This window comes from Oryzomicrobium sp. (assembly GCF_036820405.1).
Classification (GTDB): domain Bacteria; phylum Pseudomonadota; class Gammaproteobacteria; order Burkholderiales; family Rhodocyclaceae; genus Oryzomicrobium.
Genome location: NZ_DAISLS010000014.1, coordinates 118,947 through 137,286, shown reverse-complemented (window position 1 = coordinate 137,286; position 18,340 = coordinate 118,947). Strand labels below are relative to the sequence as shown.

Genomic DNA, 18,340 nt, shown 5'->3' with positions numbered 1-18,340 from the left:
AAGGAAGCTGCATGAAGCTCGAAACCCTGGCCGTCCACGCCGGCTATTCGCCCGACCCGACCACCAAGGCGGCGGCGGTGCCCATCTACCAGACCACCTCCTACGCCTTCGACAGCACCCAGCACGGGGCCGACCTGTTCGACCTGAAGGTGGCGGGCAACATCTACACCCGCATCATGAACCCCACCCAGGATGTGCTGGAAAAGCGCGTCGCGGCCCTGGAAGGCGGCATCGCCGGCCTGGCCCTGGCTTCCGGCCAAGCTGCCATCACCTACGCCATCCAGACCATCGCCGAAGCCGGCGACAACATCGTCTCGGCGGCCACCCTGTACGGCGGCACCTACAACCTGTTCGCCCACACCCTGCCCCAACTGGGTATCCAGGTGCGCTTCGCCGACTACCGCGATCCCTCTTCCTTCGAAAAGCTGATCGACGGCAAGACCAAGGCCCTCTACGCCGAAACCATCGGCAACCCCCTGGGCAACATCACCGACATCGAGAAGCTGGCCGAGATCGCCCACCGCCACGGTATCCCGCTGATCGTGGACAACACGGTGCCCTCGCCCTTCCTGCTGCGCCCCATCGAATTCGGCGCCGACATCGTGGTGCACTCCCTGACCAAGTACCTGGGCGGCCACGGCAACTCCATCGGCGGCATCATCGTCGATAGCGGCAAGTTCCCTTGGGCCGAGCACAAGGAACGCTTCAAGCGCCTCAACGAGCCCGACGTCTCCTACCACGGCGTGGTCTACACCGAAGCCCTGGGCCCCGCCGCCTTCATCGGCCGCGCCCGGGTGGTGCCCCTGCGCAACATGGGCGCGGCCATCAGCCCGTTCAACGCCTTCCTCATCCTCCAGGGCATCGAAACCGCCGCCCTGCGCATGGAGCGCATCACCGACAACACCATCGCCGTGGCCAAATACCTGCAAAGTCACAAGAAAGTGAAGTGGGTGAACTACGCCGGCCTGGAAAACCATCCGGACCACGCCCTGGCCAAGAAGTACATGGGCGGCAAGCCCTCCGGCATCCTCACCTTCGGCGTCGAGGGCGGCATCGTCGGCGGCACCAAGTTCCAGGATGCGCTGCAACTGTTCACTCGCCTGGTGAACATCGGCGACGCCAAGTCCCTGGCCTGCCACCCGGCCTCCACCACCCACCGCCAGCTCAACCCCGAAGAACTGGCCAAGGCCGGCGTCACCGTCGACACCGTGCGCCTGTCCATCGGCATCGAGCACATCGACGACCTGATCGCCGACCTGGAGCAGGCCCTGGCCACCGTCTAAGCGCGCCACGCCATGCCCCCGGGGCGCCCGGAAGACCGGCAACGGTTTTCCCGGCGCCCCGATTCTTTTTATGATGCCCCCTTGTTCCCCGTTCCGCTTTCCGCCGCCATGCCCCGTCTGCCGCAACGCATCGTCTGCCTGTCCACCGAAACCGTCGAGGTGCTCTACGACCTGGGGGAGGAAGAGCGCATCGCCGGCATTTCCGGCTTCACCGTCCATCCGCCCCAGGCACGCAAAGAAAAGCCCAAGGTGAGCGGCTTTTCCTCGGCCAAGGCGGACAAGATTCTGGAGGTACGCCCGGATCTGGTGTTGGCCTTCTCCGACCTCCAGGCGGGCATTTGCGCCGAACTGGTCAAGGCCGGCATCGAGGTGCATCTGTTCAACCAGCGCGACGTGGCCGGCATCCTGGCCATGGTCGAAACCGTGGGCCGGCTGGTGGGCGCGGCGGAACGCGCCCACGCCCTGGCCGACGACCTGGCGGCCCGGGTCGAGGCGGTGCGCCAGGCTGCCACCACCCTGCCCTGCCGCCCCCGGGTGTATTTCGAGGAATGGGATGAACCCATGATCTCGGGCATCCGCTGGGTGTCGGAATTCATCGCCATCGCCGGCGGCGAGGACATCTTCGCCGAACTGGCGGCCAAGCCCGGGGCCCGGGAGCGCATCATCGCCGACCCGGACGAGGTGGTGCGCCGCGCCCCGGACCTGATCGTCGGCTCCTGGTGCGGCAAGCACTTCCGCCCCGAGAAGGTCCGGGCCCGCCCGGGCTGGGACGCCATCCCGGCCCTGGCCCGAGGCCAGCTGGCCGAGGTCAAGTCCGCCGACATCCTGGCCCCGGGCCCTGCCGCCATCCGCCTCGGCCTGCCCGCCCTGGCAGCGGCCATCCGCGCCGCCGCCGAGGCCACCGACCGGACCTGAGCGGCCGGCCAAACCAACGGTTTTCGTCGGCCGCGCCTCAAAAGGGGATTGGTGAAACGCATTGCCCCCCCCTGTCCATTCCGTCCGCCGAACCGTAACAAATTTCACGGAACGCCCGGACGGCATCCGGGGTCTTACTTCGGTTTTTACCCGGCCGCCCGTCCCCGCATCCTGCACCCAGCCCAGCCCAGCCCAGCCCAGCCCAGCCCAGCCCAGCGTTCAGCATTCAGGATTCAGGATTCCCACGCCGCTTGTCACCGGGCAGAGACGGGCCGCGCCCCAGCCTCCGATTCCCTCGGTTCCCCTGGTTTCGCCTGGAGACGCCATGATTCAGTTCACCCTCAACGGCAAGCGCGTCCGCCTCGACGTGCCCGCCGACATGCCCCTCTTGTGGGCCATCCGCGACCACGCCAACCTCACCGGCACCAAATTCGGCTGCGGCATCGGCCAGTGCGGCGCCTGTACCGTTCATCTCGACGGCGCCCCGGTGCGTTCCTGCCAGTTGCCCGTCTCCGCCGTGGCCGGCAAGGCCGTCACCACCATCGAGGGCGTCTCCGCCCCGGCCTCGGCCATGCCCGCCAAGGACCGCCGCGCCCGGGCCGCCAAGGCGGTGCAGGGCGCCTGGACCCGCCTCGACGTGGTCCAGTGCGGCTACTGCCAGTCCGGCCAGATCATGTCCGCCGTGGCGCTGCTGGCCGACAACCCATCGCCCACCGACGCCGACATTGACACCGCCATGGCCGGCAACGTCTGCCGCTGCGCCACCTACCACCGCATCCGGGCCGCGATTCACGAAGCGGCCCGCGATCTTTCCGCCGCCAAGGCGTAAGGAGGCTCCATGGACGCCAAGATCACCCTGGCTGTGGATGACGCCTCCCCCGCCCTCCCGGCCGACGACGCCAACGCCCCGGCCAGCGCCGGCCGGCGCACCTTCATCAAGGCCAGCGGCGGGCTGGCCCTGGCCGTGTGGATGGGCCTGCCCCCGGCCCTGGCCGCCGACAAGAAGACCGCGGCTGGCGCCACCCTCACCCCCAACGCCTTCGTGCGCATCGCCCCGGACAACACCGTGACCGTGGTGGTCAAGCACCTGGAAATGGGCCAGGGCACCTTCACCGGCCTGCCCACCCTGGTGGCCGAGGAACTGGACGCCGCCTGGAGCCAGATCAAGGTCGAGGGGGCCCCGGCGGATGCCAAACGCTACAACAACCTGTTCTGGGGCCCCACCCAGGGCACCGGCGGCAGCACCGCCATGGCCAATTCCTTCGAGCAAATGCGCAAGGCCGGCGCCACCGCCCGGGCCATGCTGGTGTCCGCCGCGGCCAAGCGCTGGAACGTGCCGGCCGGCGAGATCACGGTCAAGGAAGGCGTGCTGCGCCACGCCGCCAGCGGCCGCCAGGCCAGCTTCGGCGAACTGGCCGACGCCGCCGCCAAGGAGGCGGTACCCGAAACGGTGGTCCTGAAAGACCCCAAGGACTTCGTCCTGATCGGCAAGAAGGTCGGCCGCACCGACTCCGCCGCCAAAACCAACGGCAGCGCCATCTACACCCAGGACCTCAAGCTGCCCGGCATGCTCACCGCCGTGGTCGCCCACCCGCCCCGCTTCGGCGCCAAGGTCGCCCGCTACGACGCGGCCCCGGCCCTGGCGGTGAAGGGCGTGGTGGCGGTGGTGCAAATCCCCTCCGGCGTGGCCGTGGTGGCCAAGGACTTCTGGTCGGCCCGCCAGGGCCGGGAAAAGCTCCAGGTGCAGTGGGACGAAAGCGGCGCCTTCGCCGGCGGCAGCGACTCGATCATCGCCGACTACCGCCAGCTGGCGCAGAAGCCCGGCCTGGTGGCGCGCAACGACGGCAACAGCGCCCAGGCCCTGGGCAATGCGGTCAAGGTGCTGGAAGCCACCTACACCTTTCCCTACCTGGCCCACGCCGCCATGGAGCCGATGAACGGGGTGGCCCACTTCACCGGGGACGCCCTGGAAATCTGGAACGGCGAGCAGTTCCAAACCGTGGACCAGATCACCCTGGGCAAGGCCGTGGGCCTGCCGCCGGAAAAGGTCACCCTGCACATGCTCTTTGCCGGCGGCAGCTTCGGCCGCCGCGCCAACCCCCACTCCGACTACCTGCTGGAAGCCACCCACATCGCCAAGAGCCTGGCCGACCAGGGCAAGCGGTTGCCGGTGAAGCTGGTATGGACGCGGGAGGACGACACCAGCGCCGGCTGGTACCGGCCGCTCTACGTACACAAGCTGGTGGCGGGCCTGGACAAGGCCGGCCAGATCGTCGCCTGGCAGCACCGCATCGTCGGCCAGTCGATCATCGCCGGCACCGCTTTCGAGGGCGCCCTGGTCAAGAACGGCATCGACGGCACGTCGGTGGAAGGGGCCGCCAACCTGCCCTACCGCATCCCCAACCTCACCGTGGATCTGCACTCCCCCACCCAGCCGGTGCCGGTGCAGTGGTGGCGCTCGGTCGGCGCCACCCACACCGCCTATTCCACCGAAACCTTCCTCGACCGCCTGTTCCGAGAAGCCGGCACCGACCCGGTGGCCGGCCGCCGCGCCCTGCTGGCCGGCCACCCGCGCCACCTGGCAGCCCTGGAACTGGCCGCCAAACAGGCCGGCTGGGGCACGCCCCTGGCCCCGGGCAAGACCGGCGAGCAGCGCGCCCGGGGCGTGGCGGTGCACGAATCCTTCAACACCATGGTGGCCCAGGTGGCCGAAGTCACCCGGCGCGGCGACGGCAGCTTTACCGTGGACAAGGTGACCTGCGCCGTGGAGTGCGGCCTGGCGATCAACCCGGACGTGGTCCGGGCCCAGATGGAAGGCGGCATCGGCTACGGCCTGTCGGGCGCCCTGTACGGCGCCATCCACGTGGACAAGGGAGCGGTGCGGGAGCGCAACTTCGACGCCTACCGGGTGCTGCGCATCGACGAGATGCCCCACATCGACGTGCACATCGTGCCCTCGGCCGGCGCCCCCACCGGGGTCGGCGAACCGGGCACCCCGGTGATCGCCCCGGCGGTGGCCAACGCCCTGGCCAGCCTGACCGGCACCTGGACCACCGACCTGCCGCTGATCAAGGCCTGACGCGGGTTTCCAAGGATCACCCCATGAACCCCGCGCCCCTCCTCGATCCCGACGAGGCCGCCCTGGAAACCGCCGTCCGCTGGGCGTCCCAGGGCGAGGCCGTCACCGTGGCCACGGTGGTGGCCACCTTCGGCACCGCCCCCCGGCCAGTGGGGTCGGTGGCCTTCTTCCGCGGCGACGGCGTCCAGGTCGGCTCGGTGTCCGGCGGCTGCGTCGAGGACGACCTGGCCGAGGCCATCCGGGCCGGCCAGGTCGCCCGGCCGGCCCTGCGCCACTACGGGGTGGACCAGGCCGACGCGGTGCGCTGGGGGCTGCCTTGCGGCGGCCGCCTGTCCATCGCCCTGGAACCGGCAGTGCCACCGGCCCACCTGGCCGAGTGGCGCCAACGCCTCGCCGCCGGCCGGCTGGTGCGGCGTACCGTACGCCTGGGCACGCCGCCCCTACTCGACGACGCCCCGGCCCCAGGCACCGCTGCCGACTTTTTCGCCTGGACCGACGGTTTTTCCGCCACCTACGGCCCGCGCCAGCGGTTACTGGTGGTGGGGGCCAACCAGATCAGCGCCGCCCTGGTGCCCATGGCCGCCCTGCTCGGTTACCGGATAACCCTGTGCGACCCGCGCCCCGAGGCCCGCACCGCCTGGGCCGAATTGCAGGCCGGCGGCGCCCCGGGCATCGCCGTCATCGCCCCCCTGGCCGACATGCCGGACGACGTGGTGCAGGCCTTCCGCCCCGACCCGCGCAGCGCCATCGTCGCCCTGTCCCACGATCTCAAGCTCGACGACCTGGCTTTGCTTGAAGCCCTGCGCTCGCCAGCCTTCTACGTCGGCGCCCTGGGCTCCAAGCGCAGCCAGGCTCTGCGCCGGGCCCGGCTGATGGAGCACTTCGCCTTCAACGAAGCCGAACTGGCGCGGCTACACGGCCCCATCGGCCTGCCCATCAACAGCCGAACCCCGGCCGAGATCGCCGTGGCCATCGCCGCCGACCTTGTGGCCACCGCCCGGGGCACCCCGGAACAAAGCGCCGGAACCGCCCCCGCCGAAGGCGCCGACATGGCACCGGCCCCCTATCCCACCGCCCTTTGCGGCCAACGTTCATGAGGTAGTCAGCATGGCCCCGCCCATTACGAGCCACGAGCGCCCCCGCCGCACCACGGTGCGCACGCCCCTCCGGCCGATAATCGGCATCCTGCTCGCCGCCGGCTATTCCCGCCGCTATGGTGCAGAAAAACTTCTCGAACCCCTGCCCTACAACCTGCCCCACGCCGACCGCGGTACCCCCGTGGCCTTGGCGGCGGCCCAGTCCCTGCGGACCGCCTGCGACCTGGTGCTAGCGGTGGTACGCCCCGGCTCGCCGGCCTCGGTGCTGCTCGGCCATGAAGGCATCGCCCTGGTGCCGGTGGCCACCGATCCGGAGCCGGGCCTGGGGGACAGCCTGTCCACCGGCATCCGCCGCAGCCTGGCCTTCGATCCCCTGGGGTGGGTGGTGGCCCTGGCCGACATGCCCTTCATCCACCCGGACACCAGCCGAGCGGTGGCGGCAGCCCTGCGCAAGGGCGCCGCAGTCGCCGCCCCGGTGTACCAAGGCCGGCGCGGGCACCCGGTAGCCTTCGCCCGGAACTTCGAAACGGACCTGTCGTCCCTGAGCGGCGACCAGGGAGCGCGCCACCTGATCCTGCAATCCGACACCCGCCTCGTCGAAGTGAACGACCCGGGCTGCCTGGTGGACCTGGACCATAGCGCCGATTGGCCCGCCGCCTGGCCCGGGCCGCGCCCGTCCAACCCCGCGTGACGCGGCGGAGCGGGTAGAATGCCCGCCTTCCCGTCACTCTCCGCCGAGCACCTCATGTCCCGTGCTGCCTCCGCCGCCCTGGCCGCGGCCCTGCCCCCTTCCCACGTCATCGACCGCAACGTCGCCGCCGCCCTGGACGAAGACGTGGGCCCCGGCGACCTGACCGCCGCCCTGGTGCCCGCCAGCCGCCCCGGCCGCGCCACGGTGATCTCCCGAGAAGACGCGGTGCTAGCCGGCCGGGACTGGTTCGAACGCTGCTTCACCGCACTGGACCCCAGCGTGCAGATCGTCTGGCACGCCGCCGACGGCGACCGGGTGGCGCCCAACCAAGTGTTGTGCGAGATCCGCGGCAATGCCCCGGCCCTGCTCACCGCCGAGCGCTCGGCGCTGAACTTCCTCCAGTTGCTCTCCGGCGTCGCCACCAAGACCGCCCGCTTCGTCGCGGCGGTGGCCGGCACCAAGGCGGCCATCGTCGATACGCGCAAGACCCTGCCCGGCCTGCGCCTGGCGCAGAAATACGCCGTGCGCTGCGGCGGCGGCGAGAACCACCGCATCGCCCTCTACGACGCCATCCTGATCAAGGAAAACCACATCATGGCCGCCGGCGGCATCACCGCCGCCATGGCCGCCGCCCGCCAGGTGGCAGCCGGTGCCGAGGGGCGCTGCAAGTTCATCCAGGTGGAAGTGGAGAACCTGGCCGAGCTGGACGAAGCCCTGGCCGCCGGCGCCGAGATGGTGCTGCTCGACAACTTCAGCAACGAGCAGATGCGCGAGGCCGTGGCCCGCACCGCCGGCCGAGCGGTCCTGGAAGCCTCCGGCGGCGTCAACTTCGACACTCTGCGCGGCATCGCCGAAACCGGGGTGGACCGTATCTCGATCGGCGGCCTGACCAAGGACGTGCTCGCCCTGGACCTGTCGATGCGCTTCGTGCAGGACTGAGTCGGTCCGAGCTCGAAAGATACAAGGCTCGCTTTTCCTCGCCACCGGGCCCGCAATCGTGGGCCCGGTGCTTTTCCCGCCCCTGACCCCGCTCCTGATGCCGGCCAATTTTTCATCCTGAAAACCTCTCAGCCCCATCGGCACACCATTGCGCAGGTTGGCAACCTGCCCCTGTGGGCACTAACCCTAGCCCTTTCCCTGCCTTCCACGGCCCGCTCCTGCGGGCCGTTTCCATTTCTACGTCGCCCTTCCCGGATTCGGCCGCGGCACGGCCAGAATAAACGCAACAAAGTTGCACCTATTGTGTATTGAGAACAATTCGTATTATTATGTTTTGCAACAGATTCGATACAAATCTGCGCACAACAACAGAACTCATTACACATTCCACGCCATGACCCGCTCACACCGCCCGTTCCCCACCTCGCCCCTCCCGCTCAGTCTGGCCGTCTCCATGGCCTTCGCCTGCATTCCCGCTGCGTCGGCCCTCGCTGCCGAGCAGCAACTGGGCGAGGTGACCGTAACCAATAGCCGTGGCACCGGGCGTGCGATTCTGCGGGACGAGATCGTTGCCACCGAGAGCCTTTCCCAGCGGGACATCGAGCGCAGCGGCGCCACCAGCCTGACCGAGGCCCTGGACAAGCGTCCCGGCATCGCGGTGCAGACCGAATGCTCGATATGCAACGTGCGCAATGTGGTGCTCAACAACCTGCCCGGCCGCTTCACCACCCTGTTGATCGACGGCATTCCCATCTATTCGTCCGTCTCCTCCGCCTACGGCCTGGACAGCGTCAGCCTGGGGGGCTTGGAGCGGATCGACGTTTCCCGGGGCGCCGGCGCCAGCCTGATCGCGCCCGAGGCCCTGGCCGGTGCGGTGAACCTGGTGACCCGGCGACCCACCGCCAACGAGTTCATCGCCAACCAGCAGTTCGGCAGCTACGGCCACAACCAGACCAACCTGTTTGGCGCCCGGATGTTCGACGGCGGCGCCGTCACCCTCAGCGCCAGCCATACCGGCCACAACACGGTGGATGCAGTGGGCAGCGGCATTTCCCAGTACACCGGCTACCAGCGCGACATGGGCGGCCTGGGCTTCTTCGGTGACGACTGGGGCGGCTTCAAGGTACGGGGCCGCTTCGACGTGGTCAGCGAAAAACGCATGGGCGGCGCGATGGGCAAGGACTACGGCGGCGTCAAGGCGGATGGCTCGGGCAATCCCTTCGATTGGTCCAAGGGCCCCCACGGCTCCCCCTCCCCCGACGGCTGGATCGATCCTTCCACCGGGGCCCTGGTGCCCTACGACAACGGCCGCGCCGGCATGTCGGAAATCATCTTCACCGACCGTACCCAGTTCGTCTCCAGCGGCACCCGCGGCCTGGGCGACGGCACCCTGCGCCTAGCCGTCGGCTATGCCCGGCACAAGCAGGACTCGTTCTACGAAAAGGCCGTCTACAAGGCCGACCAGACCCAGTACTACCTGGAAGCCAGCACCCAGCAGCCCCTGGGCAGCAGCTTGGTCACCGCCGGCCTCAACTATCGCTACGAAGACCTTTCCAGCCGGGGCGCGGATGCAGCCGGCGAAGTCAACAACGGCATCGACAACTACGTCTATCGCACCCCGGGCGCCTTCTTCCAAGCCTACCGCCCGTTCTTCGACGGCGCCGTGGAAGTAAACGGGTCGGTCCGGGTGGATCACCACAACGTGTTCGGCAATATCACCAGCCCGCGCCTGAACGTGCTGTGGAACCACACCGACCACCTCAACAGCCGCTTCGCCGTGGGCAAGGGCTACCGGGCCCCCACCTCGTTCTTCGAGCAGGATCACGGCATTCTGGACACGGTGCGCATCGTGCGCGAAGTGACCAAACCCGAGGTCTCCCACAACGCCACCTACACCCTGGCTTACGCCGGGGACCGCACCGCCTGGTCGGGCAACCTGTCGTGGAACCGCATCTACAACATGGCCCTGCTCGACCCCAACCATACCGACGCATCCGGCAACCCAATCACCGTGTTCAGTTCGGCCACCACCCCGGTGACCGTGGTCGGCGGCGACTTCACCCTCACCCACAAGCTGACCACGACCCTGGAAGGCACGGTGGGCGTCGAGAAATACCACTACACCTTCACCCCCGGCACCCTGGTGTTCGCCCGCCCCGAAGAGCGCGCCTATTTCCGCCTCGACTACGCCAGCGGTCCGTGGGACGTGTTTACCCGGGCCACCTGGACCGGCAGCCAGAACCTGGCCAAGTTCTACGACTACGCCAACAACCCGCGCTACAACCTGGACGGCACGCCCAAGCGCGACAAGAGCCCGACCTTCTGGACCGTGGACCTGCGCGCCGAATACCGGGTGAACAAGCAATGGAGCACCTACGCCGGGGCCGACAACCTGTTCGACTACCGCCAGGCCACCAAGGAGAGCTTTCTCTGGATCGACCGGAACGGCAGCCTGGACGTCACCCATCTGTGGGGCCCCAACCGCGGCCGCTTCCTCTATGCCGGCGTGAAATTCACCCTCTGACCGTGCCCATTTCCCCTTCGATGCGGCAGGGCGTTACCACAGGAACCTCCCGGCCCCGATGGGGCCGGGCCCGCAACCGGATCGCCGCCTGTCTGCTCGCCAGCCTCCCCGCCCTCGCTTCCGCCGCCCTCGACCCGGCCACCTCCCTGGATTTCGAACTGGCCGGCGACGATGGCTTCGTGCGTCTGTCCGCCCTGGCTCCGGCGCCGACCCTGGTCAACTTCTGGCGCAGCGACTGCCCCGGCTGCGTGCGCGAAATGGCGGAACTGGCGGCCATTGCCAGGGAGGGTCGGCTGCGGGTGATCGCCGTCGCGGTCCAACGCCCCTCCGAAACCCTGGCGGCACCGGAATCGGTACGCCAAGCCCTGCTGCCGCCGGTGCTGGCCCTCACGGCGCCGTCGAATCCGGCCGGAGTGCTGGCCCGCTTCGGCGACCGTCCCCAGGCCCTGCCCTACAGCGTGGTGCTCACCGCCGGGCGCCGACCCTGCGCCGCCCGCACCGGCGAAATCGACCGCGCCTGGGCGCACCTGGCCCTGACCAGCCCCGCCTGCCGGGGCAATTGACATGAACCGGCATGAAAAAAACCGCCCGGACAATGCCGGGCGGTTCATCGCAACCTGCTTGGAAAATCCGGAGAGCGTCCGGGGAACGGACCCACACGCTTACCAGACGTAGAACAGCAGCATCCAGCTTGCCGCCACCGGCGCCAGAGCTACGGCTACGCAGGCCAGGGCGGCGGCCAGGCGTGGCAGGGGGGCCTTGCGATGGTGCAACTGGCGCCAGGCCAGGCCCAGGCTCCACAGCACACCGATGGCCAGCACCACGCCCCGGGCGCTGCCCAGCCAGGGGAAGCGCAGGCCCTCGGCCTTGAGCAGGGTGACGGTCAGGGCGGACAGGCCGAGGAAGATGCCCAGGCCGGCCAGGGGCGTCAAGGTGTAGGCCAGGCGCCGGGCGGCGTGGTGCCAGGATTCGCCGGCCGTGGCGGTGATCCGGCCGGCCACCGCCAGCCACAGGCTGATCCAGCTGCCCAGCACCAGGGCCATGGAGCCGATGTAGCCGAGCACCAGGCCGCCGTCGAGCCAGGTGAACACATCACCGGCTTCCGGATAGTGGGTCAGGACCCACCAGGGGATGTCCGATTCCAGGGGGCCGAACCAGTTGCGCTCCACCAGCCACTCGGCCAGGGCCTGCTTGACCATGACGAACCAGGGGCTGGAACTCCACTGGAAGGCCCCCACCGCCACGCCGAGCATGCCGAACACCACCAGCCGGGCGTCCCACTTCGACACCTCGCCGTCGGGCAGCCGGGCCACCTCGCTGCCGGGCAGCCGGGCGGTGAGGTGCACCGCCTCGCGGAAGCCGCTGCACTGACCGCACAGGTGGCAGTCGGACGAGCCGGTCATGCCCTTCACGTCCACCAGGGGGGCGCATTCGAGGCGGAAATTGGGCCGGTGCTCGCGCCACAGCTGGCGATCCACCTTGAACTGGAGCGGCGCCACCCGGCCGAGCAGGCTGAACACGCCGCTCACCGGACACAGGTAGCGGCACCAGACGCGCTTTTCCCGGCCGTAGAGAAAGCCCACGGCGATGGCCGCCAGGGTCGAACCGCCCAGCACCAGCAAGGCTGCCTGGGCGTATTCGTAGACGCTCACCAGCTGGCCGTAGACCGTGGTCAGGATGAAGGCGACGAAGGGCCAGCCGCTCCAGCGGATGAACTTGGGCACCCGCCGGTTGAGACCGAAGCGGCTGACGTGCTCGGCCAGGGCCCCTTCGGGGCAGAACACGCCGCACCAGACCCGTCCGGCGAACAGGGTGGTGAAGATGACGAAGGGCCACCAGATGCCCCAGAAGGCGAACTGGGCGGCCAGGGTCAGGTTGGAGACGATGGTGGCGCCGGTTTCCGGCAGGGGCATGAAGGCCGGCACGGTGACCAGGCCCACGTAAACGACGATGACCACCCACTGGATGGCCAGGATGACGCGGCGGTGGCGGCGCATGGCCTCACCGAGGCGGCCGAGGAAGGTGGTCGCCAGGGGTGACCGGGGAGAAGGTGGCGCCACTGACGCCACCGGGACGATGGGGATCGTCGCCGATCTAGCCACGGCCGTTCTCCCGGGCCGGCGCTGCCGCCGGCTTGGGCGCCCCCCCCCCGATCCGGCCGACCAGGAACACCGCCGCCCAGTAGGCGGCGTAGGCCAGCACCAGGGACAGGGACGGCATGGCCCGGTAGCCCACCACGGCGTAGAGCAGCTTGCCCAGGCCAGCGCCGTCGTCGAGCAGGGCCGAGGTGTCCCACAGCGGATCCACCAGGGCCGGCAGCAGGCCGGCCCCCACCAGGCGGTCTACGCCGGCCACCAGCAGGGACGCGCCGAACATCAGCAGCAGCAGGCTGGTGACGCGGAAGAAGGTGGCGTAGGTGAGGCCGCGCAGGCCCCGGCTCACCGCCCAGGCGGTGAGCGCCGCCAAGGCCAGGCCGATGGCCGCACCGCCCAGGGTGGTCAGGGCGCTGCCCTGCTCCAGGCCGACGCCGTAGAGGAAGATCACCGTCTCGGCACCTTCGCGGCCGATGGCCAGGGCCGCCACCAGGGCGATGCCCAGGCCGCCGGACTTCTCGGCGGCGGCGGCCACGTCGGCCTCGATGCTCTTCTTCATGTGCCGGCCGTGCTTCTGCATCCACAGCACCATCTGGGCGATCAGCACCGCGGCGAGCAGCAGGGCCCCGGTCTGGAACCATTCCACCGCCTCGCCGGAAAGCTCGTCCTGGACGCTGACGATGGCGTAGGCCAGACCGCCGGCCAGGGCCAGGCCGCCGGCAGTGCCGGCCCACAGGGCGCGCAGGCGCTCGGGGGCGTTGCGCGCCAGCCAGGCGTAGAGCACCCCCACCACCAGCATGGCCTCCAGGCTCTCACGCCAGACGATGAACAGGGCATTTCCCATGATGCGAACTCCAACTGCGAAGACTGCGATATACGAAAGCGAACGGCCGCACCTGCGGCCGCATTACTTGGCGACGATCTTGCCCTGGGCGGTTTCCGGGTGGAAATCGCCGAAGAACTTGTAGGTACCCGGCTTCATCGGCGCGAAGACGAGGAAGCTGCTGGCCCCGGGGGCCAGCACCTTTTCCTTGCGCAGCTCGATGCTCTCGAACTCCTCGGCCCCCGGCCCCTCGTTGTGGATGGTGAGCTTCCACTTGGTGTTGGCCGGCACCTCGATCACGTCGGGGTAGAACTTGCCAGCGCGGATGACGAGGTTGAAGGTGGGCAGTTCATCGGCCAGGGCCGGGGCGCCCGCCGCCATGCAGGCCAGGGCCGCCAGGGCGGCGGCCTGCCGGGCCAGGCGGCGGAACGGTTGCGATAGTGATAGCGACACGGTTTTCACGGGCAAACCTCAAGATCAATAAGTGAGCTGGGCGCGCAAGCCGATCAAGGTGATGCCCTTGGCGTCGGGGTTGCCGGCGGGCCGGGCGATGTATTGCAGGTCGGGCGACAGCTCGAACTGCTTGTTGATGCGGTAGCGATAGTACAACTCGACCAGGCGCTCGCTGCCGGTGGCGGCAAAGCCATAGTCGGGCACGCCGTTGCCGTCGATGTCGATCAGGCTGGAGGTGCTGCGGAACGAACTGGCAGCCCGCATCATGCCCAGGCCGATGCCCAGGGAATCGCCGCCCCGGTTCCAGGTGGAACCGTTGAACTCGGCCCCAACGGTCAGGGCCCGGTCGAAGCGGGCGCCGGTATTTTGCACCAGCTGGCCGTAGCGGCCGAACAGGGTCACCGTGTCCCCAACCCGCTGGTCCACCGACAGGCCCCAGCCGGAGCGGTGGGCGGCGGTGTCCTCGAAGGTCGGCGCCTGGCCGTTGCGCCAGTAGTACAGGCGGTAGTTGCCGAGCAGGCCGCCGAAGAAGCGCTGCTGGGTTTCGGCCTGGACGATCAGGAGCGGCGAGGAGAAGAAGCGGGAATAGTTGGCCCCCTTGCCGGCACCGAACACGCCGGCGGACAGGCGCCACACCTCGCGCTTGTTCACGCTGTTGGAGTAGGAGACGCGGAAGCCCGGTGCGAAGCCGTTGGCATCGACGCCGATGTCGCCGCCGGCATCGAGCAGCGGGTTGTGCACGAAGGCGGTGTTGAGGAACTGCTTGGTCTCATCGTTGGCGGCCGCGTTCTGGTCGAAGAAGACGAAGGGGTCCATCTTGCCGAAGGTGATCTCCAGGCTTTCCTTGGAATGGGGCTTGAAGCCGCCGTAGGGCAACGGAATGGTGGCCTGGTACCAGGCCTGCCCCAGGATCGCCACCGAGTCGTCCGGGCTCAGGCTGGTGACGCGGAAGGCCGTGGCGTTGGGCTTGGAGAAGCTGTACAGGTCGTTCAGGCCGAACCCCTGGCCGAAGCGGAACTGGGCGAAGATGCGGCTCTCGATGTCGCCGATGTTCTCCAGGGGCAAGGTCACATAGACGTCGCCCCGGTAGTTGAGCTGGCTGTTGTTGGACTTGCCGACCAGGTCGGAGCCGGCCGGGCCGCTGCCGTTGCTGGGACGCTGGGCCACGGTGGACAGGCTCATGCCGGCGGTGATGCCATCCAGGGCCTCGGCCATGCGGGCCTGCTTGAGCATGCCCAGGGACTGGTATTCCACCGCCTTGAGGCGGGCCGTCAGCTCGGGCTCGTTCTCGCTCACGTCTTCGCGGTTGAGGCCGTCATTCACCCGGGCACTTTGCTCCTCCAGGGTCTTCACCCGGGCTTCCAGGCTGGCGGTGGCCGCGGGCGCGGCGGATGCCGGTGCCACGGCCCGGGCCGGCGCGGTCTTGGCCGCCTTCAGCTCGGCTTCGAGTTCGGCGTTGCGCTTTTCCAGCCGGTCCAGGCGCTGGGTCAATTTTTCCAGAAGCTTGCGCACTTCCGGGTCGGTATCGGCCTGGCTGACCGCCGGCGAAAGGGCGAGCGCTACCATCGCGGCCACGCGAGCGGGCCGCCACAGGGATCGGGCGGACATGGCTCAGTAACCGCCTTTTTTGCCCACGCCGACGTAGGTGAACTCGTACTCCACATCGAAGGGCTTGAACCAGGGGCGCACGCCCGTGAGGCGGTCGGTATGGCGGCCGAAGTGGGAATGGGGATTGGCGGAGGGCGGCATCACGGTGTACTTGACGTGGTACTTGCCCGGGCCGAACAGCTTAATGTTGTCGCCGTAGTGGGGGCCGTCGTTGGCCACCATGGGCATCATCTCGCCGCTCACCTTCTGGCTGGTGCCGATCTTGGTGACCTCGTACTTCACCACCAGGTAAGGAATCCAGGCGCCTTCCTCGAAACCGTTGGGGTTGCCGCCCATGGCGTGGATGTCGGCTTCCAGGTGGATGTCCGATTCCTCCACCTTGCGCATCATGCCGTCCGGCTCCATGGTCACGGCCTGCAGGTAGACCGCGCCGATTTCCATGCCGGCCCGCTGCTGCGGGGTGCCGATCGGGTATTCCACGGCGTGGGCGGAAACGGAGGCGAGACAGGAAACAGCCAGGGCAAAAACGGTTTTATCGAGCAAGGAACGCCAGCGCATATCGAACTCCCAGTTGGTTTTATTTGGTGTTGAGCTGGCTTGCGGCGACCGGCGGAACGGTTCTGGCAAGCTTGCTCGGACTGCAACTGAGAATAATTATCGTAAAGCCTCTGGCGCACTGCAATATGGCGCGTGTAAAAAATGGCAAAAATCGCCGTTTTTTGCGCTGGATCAAGCGAAAAAAGCCGCCAAAAACCCGGCACGGCCCACTCCAGGGCCCTGAAACCGGGTTTTTGAAGCAATTTTCGTCAGATTACAGTCAGATTTCCAGGTGTCGCACTAAATTCCCTGACCAGGAATCAGGGTTTTCCGGCCAGGAACGTGCGCAGAATGGCGATCAGCGCCGCCGGCTGCTCCCGGTGGGGCGAGTGGCCGCAGTCCTCGATCACCGCCATCTCGGCGCCCGGCACCGAATCGCGCACCACTTCGATCTGGCCCAGAGTGGCGTACTCGTCCTGGCGTCCCTGCACCGCCAGGGTCGGACAGGCGATCGTGTGCAGCCGCGAGCGGATATCCCAATGGCGGAACGGGGGCGACAGCCAGGTATCGTGCCAGTCGGAAAAAACCCGGTCGGCGTCTCCGTGATGGCGCGCCAGGCGCGCCTGGAAGCCCCCTGCCTTGCCCAAGCTGTCGCGCCAGGACTGGCCTGCGATGCGGATGCCGGCCAGGGATTCCTCCTCGACCCAGCTGTGGGGAGCGATGGCGATCACCCCCGCCTGGGCGCCGGGGAAAAGCAGGCCGTGCAGCAGCGCAATCGACCCGCCGTCGGAATGGCCCACCAGCACCGGACGTTCGATGCCCAGGGCCACCAGGGTGGCGGGCAGCCAGTCCCGGGCTTCGATTTCCAAGTAGTCCGGGGTGCGCGGCACCGGGTCGTGGCCCGAAGCCCCGTAGCCCTGACGCGACCAGGCCCAGACGCGGCGGTCGGTGGCCGCGGCGAGCTGCTCGGGAAAATCGCGCCACAGCGACAGGCTGCCCAGCCCTTCGTGCAGCAGCACCAGATCCGCCCCGGCGGGGGCGCCGGCCGGGCTCCAACAGCCCACTTCCAGTTCCAGGTCGCGCACCGCGACCCGCAGGGTCCGGGCGGAAATGTTCGTGTCGACCTTCATCCTCACTCCTGAAGCAAAAAATCGGTCACCAGCCGAATCTGGCCGGCGTCGGTAAACATGGGGGCGTGCCCCACTTCGGCGACTTCCGCCAGCGAGGCGCGGGGCCCCCGGGCGCCCATGGCCTGGTGCACCTCAGAGGTGAGCAGGTCCGATTCCTTTCCCCGGATCGCCAGCACCGGCAGGCGCAGGGATTCGTAGAAGCCCCATAAATTCACGTCCGCATAGACGAAGCCGTTGCGGAAGGGCGCGCCGATGCCCGGGTCGTAGACCATGGTCCAGTTCCCGTCCTCGCCCTGGCGCACGCAATGTCGGGTCAGGGCTTGCCACTGGTCATCGCTGAGATTGCCGAACGGGGCCGACACGGTACGCACATAGGCCACCGCATCGGCCAGGCTGGCAAAGCGCGGGGCGTTGCCCACGTATTGGCCGATGCGTTGCAGGGATTCGGCAGTGATCACCGGCCCCACGTCGTTGAGCACCAGCCGCCGGATCGGCGCCTTGTTCTGGGCCGCCAGCAGCATGCCGATCAACCCGCCCATGGAGGTACCGACCCAATCCACCGACTCCACGTCGAGCCGGGCGATCAGGGTCACCATATCGGCGATGTAGGTCGGGAAGCCGTAGTCGGCCGGCTCCGTCAGCCAGTCGCTCTGCCCACGCCCCACCACGTCGGGGCAGACCACCCGGTAATCGGCGGCCAGGGCCCGGGCCAGCTCGTCGAAGTCGCGCCCGTTGCGGGTCAGGCCGTGGACGCACACCACCACCCGGGGATTGGCCGGATCGCCCCACTCGGTGTAGGCCATGCGGTGCAGGCCATGGGGATCGGCGCACAGCACGCTTCGCTGGCGTGGCACCAGGGGCTCGGTGCGGCCGGAGAAACGTGTCCACCAGCGATGCAGCGGGGTCAGGACGGACATGGCGTAATCGATTCCGTAAAACAGGACAGGGGGCATGATAACCAATGAGGATGACCCCGCACGCCATGCCCCTCCAGCGGACAAGGGCAAACGCGGCTGTCAAGGCCCGCCGGAACAAAAAAAGTGCGCCCCGGGGCTTGACTTATGCACACCTCGACATTTCCTGTAACAAAACTTGTCCGCCCGTCACAAAAACCCCTTGCCAAGCAGAAAATTATATTAACCTGCTGTTTTTAAATAAGTAATTTTCC

The 18,340-nt window shown here is 68.3% G+C and carries 16 protein-coding genes; 9 read left to right on the top strand and 7 right to left on the bottom strand.

Features of this window, described 5'->3' with window-relative positions; all coding sequences use genetic code 11:
- Positions 1 to 11: 11 nt before the first annotated feature.
- The 9 genes from V7Z98_RS14915 (at position 12) to V7Z98_RS14875 (ending at position 11,091) form a co-directional block, all read left to right on the top strand.
- On the top strand, positions 12 to 1,283 hold the full coding sequence (locus V7Z98_RS14915; RefSeq protein WP_334158836.1) for an O-acetylhomoserine aminocarboxypropyltransferase/cysteine synthase family protein: 1,272 nt from the start codon (positions 12 to 14) through the stop codon (positions 1,281 to 1,283).
- Positions 1,284 to 1,391: 108 nt separating this feature from the next.
- Positions 1,392 to 2,198, top strand: coding sequence for an ABC transporter substrate-binding protein (locus tag V7Z98_RS14910; RefSeq protein ID WP_334158860.1), 807 nt, complete (start codon positions 1,392 to 1,394; stop codon positions 2,196 to 2,198).
- Positions 2,199 to 2,523: 325 nt separating this feature from the next.
- Positions 2,524 to 3,027 carry a (2Fe-2S)-binding protein gene (locus tag V7Z98_RS14905; RefSeq protein ID WP_334158835.1) on the top strand — a complete coding sequence of 168 codons (504 nt, stop codon included), beginning with the start codon at positions 2,524 to 2,526 and terminating at the stop codon, positions 3,025 to 3,027.
- Positions 3,028 to 3,036: 9 nt separating this feature from the next.
- Positions 3,037 to 5,277, top strand: coding sequence for a xanthine dehydrogenase family protein molybdopterin-binding subunit (locus V7Z98_RS14900; RefSeq protein WP_334158834.1), 2,241 nt, complete (start codon positions 3,037 to 3,039; stop codon positions 5,275 to 5,277).
- Between the two features lie 23 nt (positions 5,278 to 5,300).
- Positions 5,301 to 6,374, top strand: coding sequence for an XdhC family protein (locus tag V7Z98_RS14895; RefSeq protein ID WP_334158833.1), 1,074 nt, complete (start codon positions 5,301 to 5,303; stop codon positions 6,372 to 6,374).
- A 10-nt stretch (positions 6,375 to 6,384) separates the two neighbouring features.
- Positions 6,385 to 7,065 carry a nucleotidyltransferase family protein gene (locus V7Z98_RS14890; protein WP_334158832.1) on the top strand — a complete coding sequence of 227 codons (681 nt, stop codon included), beginning with the start codon at positions 6,385 to 6,387 and terminating at the stop codon, positions 7,063 to 7,065.
- 54 nt (positions 7,066 to 7,119) lie between these two features.
- On the top strand, positions 7,120 to 8,004 hold the full coding sequence (gene nadC / locus V7Z98_RS14885) for a carboxylating nicotinate-nucleotide diphosphorylase (protein ID WP_334158831.1): 885 nt from the start codon (positions 7,120 to 7,122) through the stop codon (positions 8,002 to 8,004).
- A gap of 394 nt (positions 8,005 to 8,398) precedes the next feature.
- Complete coding sequence (locus V7Z98_RS14880; protein WP_334158830.1) at positions 8,399 to 10,528, top strand: TonB-dependent receptor plug domain-containing protein; 2,130 nt, start codon at positions 8,399 to 8,401, stop codon at positions 10,526 to 10,528.
- Positions 10,529 to 10,530: 2 nt separating this feature from the next.
- Positions 10,531 to 11,091 (top strand): TlpA family protein disulfide reductase, encoded by a 561-nt coding sequence (locus V7Z98_RS14875; RefSeq protein WP_334158829.1) that lies wholly within the window; start codon positions 10,531 to 10,533, stop codon positions 11,089 to 11,091.
- A 99-nt stretch (positions 11,092 to 11,190) separates the two neighbouring features.
- On the opposite strand, the gene V7Z98_RS14870 is transcribed toward V7Z98_RS14875, so the two are convergent.
- The 7 genes from V7Z98_RS14870 to V7Z98_RS14840 form a co-directional block, all read right to left on the bottom strand.
- Entirely contained in the window at positions 11,191 to 12,630 is a 1,440-nt protein-coding gene (locus V7Z98_RS14870; RefSeq protein WP_334158828.1) for a 4Fe-4S binding protein, read from the bottom strand.
- Positions 12,623 to 13,465 carry an FTR1 family iron permease gene (locus V7Z98_RS14865; protein ID WP_293262513.1) on the bottom strand — a complete coding sequence of 281 codons (843 nt, stop codon included), beginning with the start codon at positions 13,463 to 13,465 and terminating at the stop codon, positions 12,623 to 12,625. The genes V7Z98_RS14870 and V7Z98_RS14865 overlap by 8 nt, the downstream gene beginning before the upstream one ends.
- A 63-nt stretch (positions 13,466 to 13,528) precedes the next feature.
- Positions 13,529 to 13,906 carry a cupredoxin domain-containing protein gene (locus V7Z98_RS14860; protein ID WP_334158827.1) on the bottom strand — a complete coding sequence of 126 codons (378 nt, stop codon included), beginning with the start codon at positions 13,904 to 13,906 and terminating at the stop codon, positions 13,529 to 13,531.
- Positions 13,907 to 13,921: 15 nt separating this feature from the next.
- Entirely contained in the window at positions 13,922 to 15,505 is a 1,584-nt protein-coding gene (locus V7Z98_RS14855) for a carbohydrate porin (protein WP_334158826.1), read from the bottom strand.
- 3 nt (positions 15,506 to 15,508) lie between these two features.
- Positions 15,509 to 16,063 (bottom strand): iron transporter, encoded by a 555-nt coding sequence (locus tag V7Z98_RS14850; RefSeq protein WP_293262504.1) that lies wholly within the window; start codon positions 16,061 to 16,063, stop codon positions 15,509 to 15,511.
- 299 nt (positions 16,064 to 16,362) lie between these two features.
- The gene (locus V7Z98_RS14845; RefSeq protein WP_293262501.1) at positions 16,363 to 17,172 is read right to left on the bottom strand and encodes an alpha/beta fold hydrolase; all 810 of its coding nucleotides are present in this window, start codon (positions 17,170 to 17,172) and stop codon (positions 16,363 to 16,365) included.
- A 2-nt stretch (positions 17,173 to 17,174) separates the two neighbouring features.
- Positions 17,175 to 18,089 (bottom strand): alpha/beta fold hydrolase, encoded by a 915-nt coding sequence (locus V7Z98_RS14840; RefSeq protein ID WP_334158825.1) that lies wholly within the window; start codon positions 18,087 to 18,089, stop codon positions 17,175 to 17,177.
- Between the last annotated feature and the right edge of the window lie 251 nt (positions 18,090 to 18,340).

Excerpts from the sequence above, each read along its gene's own strand:
- V7Z98_RS14915 (WP_334158836.1), top strand. The coding sequence starts at position 12 with ATGAAGCTCGAAACCCTGGCCGTCCACGCCGGCTATTCGCCCGACCCG.
- V7Z98_RS14910 (WP_334158860.1), top strand. The coding sequence starts at position 1,392 with ATGCCCCGTCTGCCGCAACGCATCGTCTGCCTGTCCACCGAAACCGTC.
- V7Z98_RS14905 (WP_334158835.1), top strand. The coding sequence starts at position 2,524 with ATGATTCAGTTCACCCTCAACGGCAAGCGCGTCCGCCTCGACGTGCCC.
- V7Z98_RS14900 (WP_334158834.1), top strand. The coding sequence starts at position 3,037 with ATGGACGCCAAGATCACCCTGGCTGTGGATGACGCCTCCCCCGCCCTC.
- V7Z98_RS14895 (WP_334158833.1), top strand. The coding sequence starts at position 5,301 with ATGAACCCCGCGCCCCTCCTCGATCCCGACGAGGCCGCCCTGGAAACC.
- V7Z98_RS14890 (WP_334158832.1), top strand. The coding sequence starts at position 6,385 with ATGGCCCCGCCCATTACGAGCCACGAGCGCCCCCGCCGCACCACGGTG.
- nadC (WP_334158831.1), top strand. The coding sequence starts at position 7,120 with ATGTCCCGTGCTGCCTCCGCCGCCCTGGCCGCGGCCCTGCCCCCTTCC.
- V7Z98_RS14880 (WP_334158830.1), top strand. The coding sequence starts at position 8,399 with ATGACCCGCTCACACCGCCCGTTCCCCACCTCGCCCCTCCCGCTCAGT.
- V7Z98_RS14865 (WP_293262513.1), bottom strand. The coding sequence starts at position 13,465 with ATGGGAAATGCCCTGTTCATCGTCTGGCGTGAGAGCCTGGAGGCCATG.
- V7Z98_RS14855 (WP_334158826.1), bottom strand. The coding sequence starts at position 15,505 with ATGTCCGCCCGATCCCTGTGGCGGCCCGCTCGCGTGGCCGCGATGGTA.
- V7Z98_RS14850 (WP_293262504.1), bottom strand. The coding sequence starts at position 16,063 with ATGCGCTGGCGTTCCTTGCTCGATAAAACCGTTTTTGCCCTGGCTGTT.
- V7Z98_RS14845 (WP_293262501.1), bottom strand. The coding sequence starts at position 17,172 with ATGAAGGTCGACACGAACATTTCCGCCCGGACCCTGCGGGTCGCGGTG.
- V7Z98_RS14840 (WP_334158825.1), bottom strand. The coding sequence starts at position 18,089 with ATGTCCGTCCTGACCCCGCTGCATCGCTGGTGGACACGTTTCTCCGGC.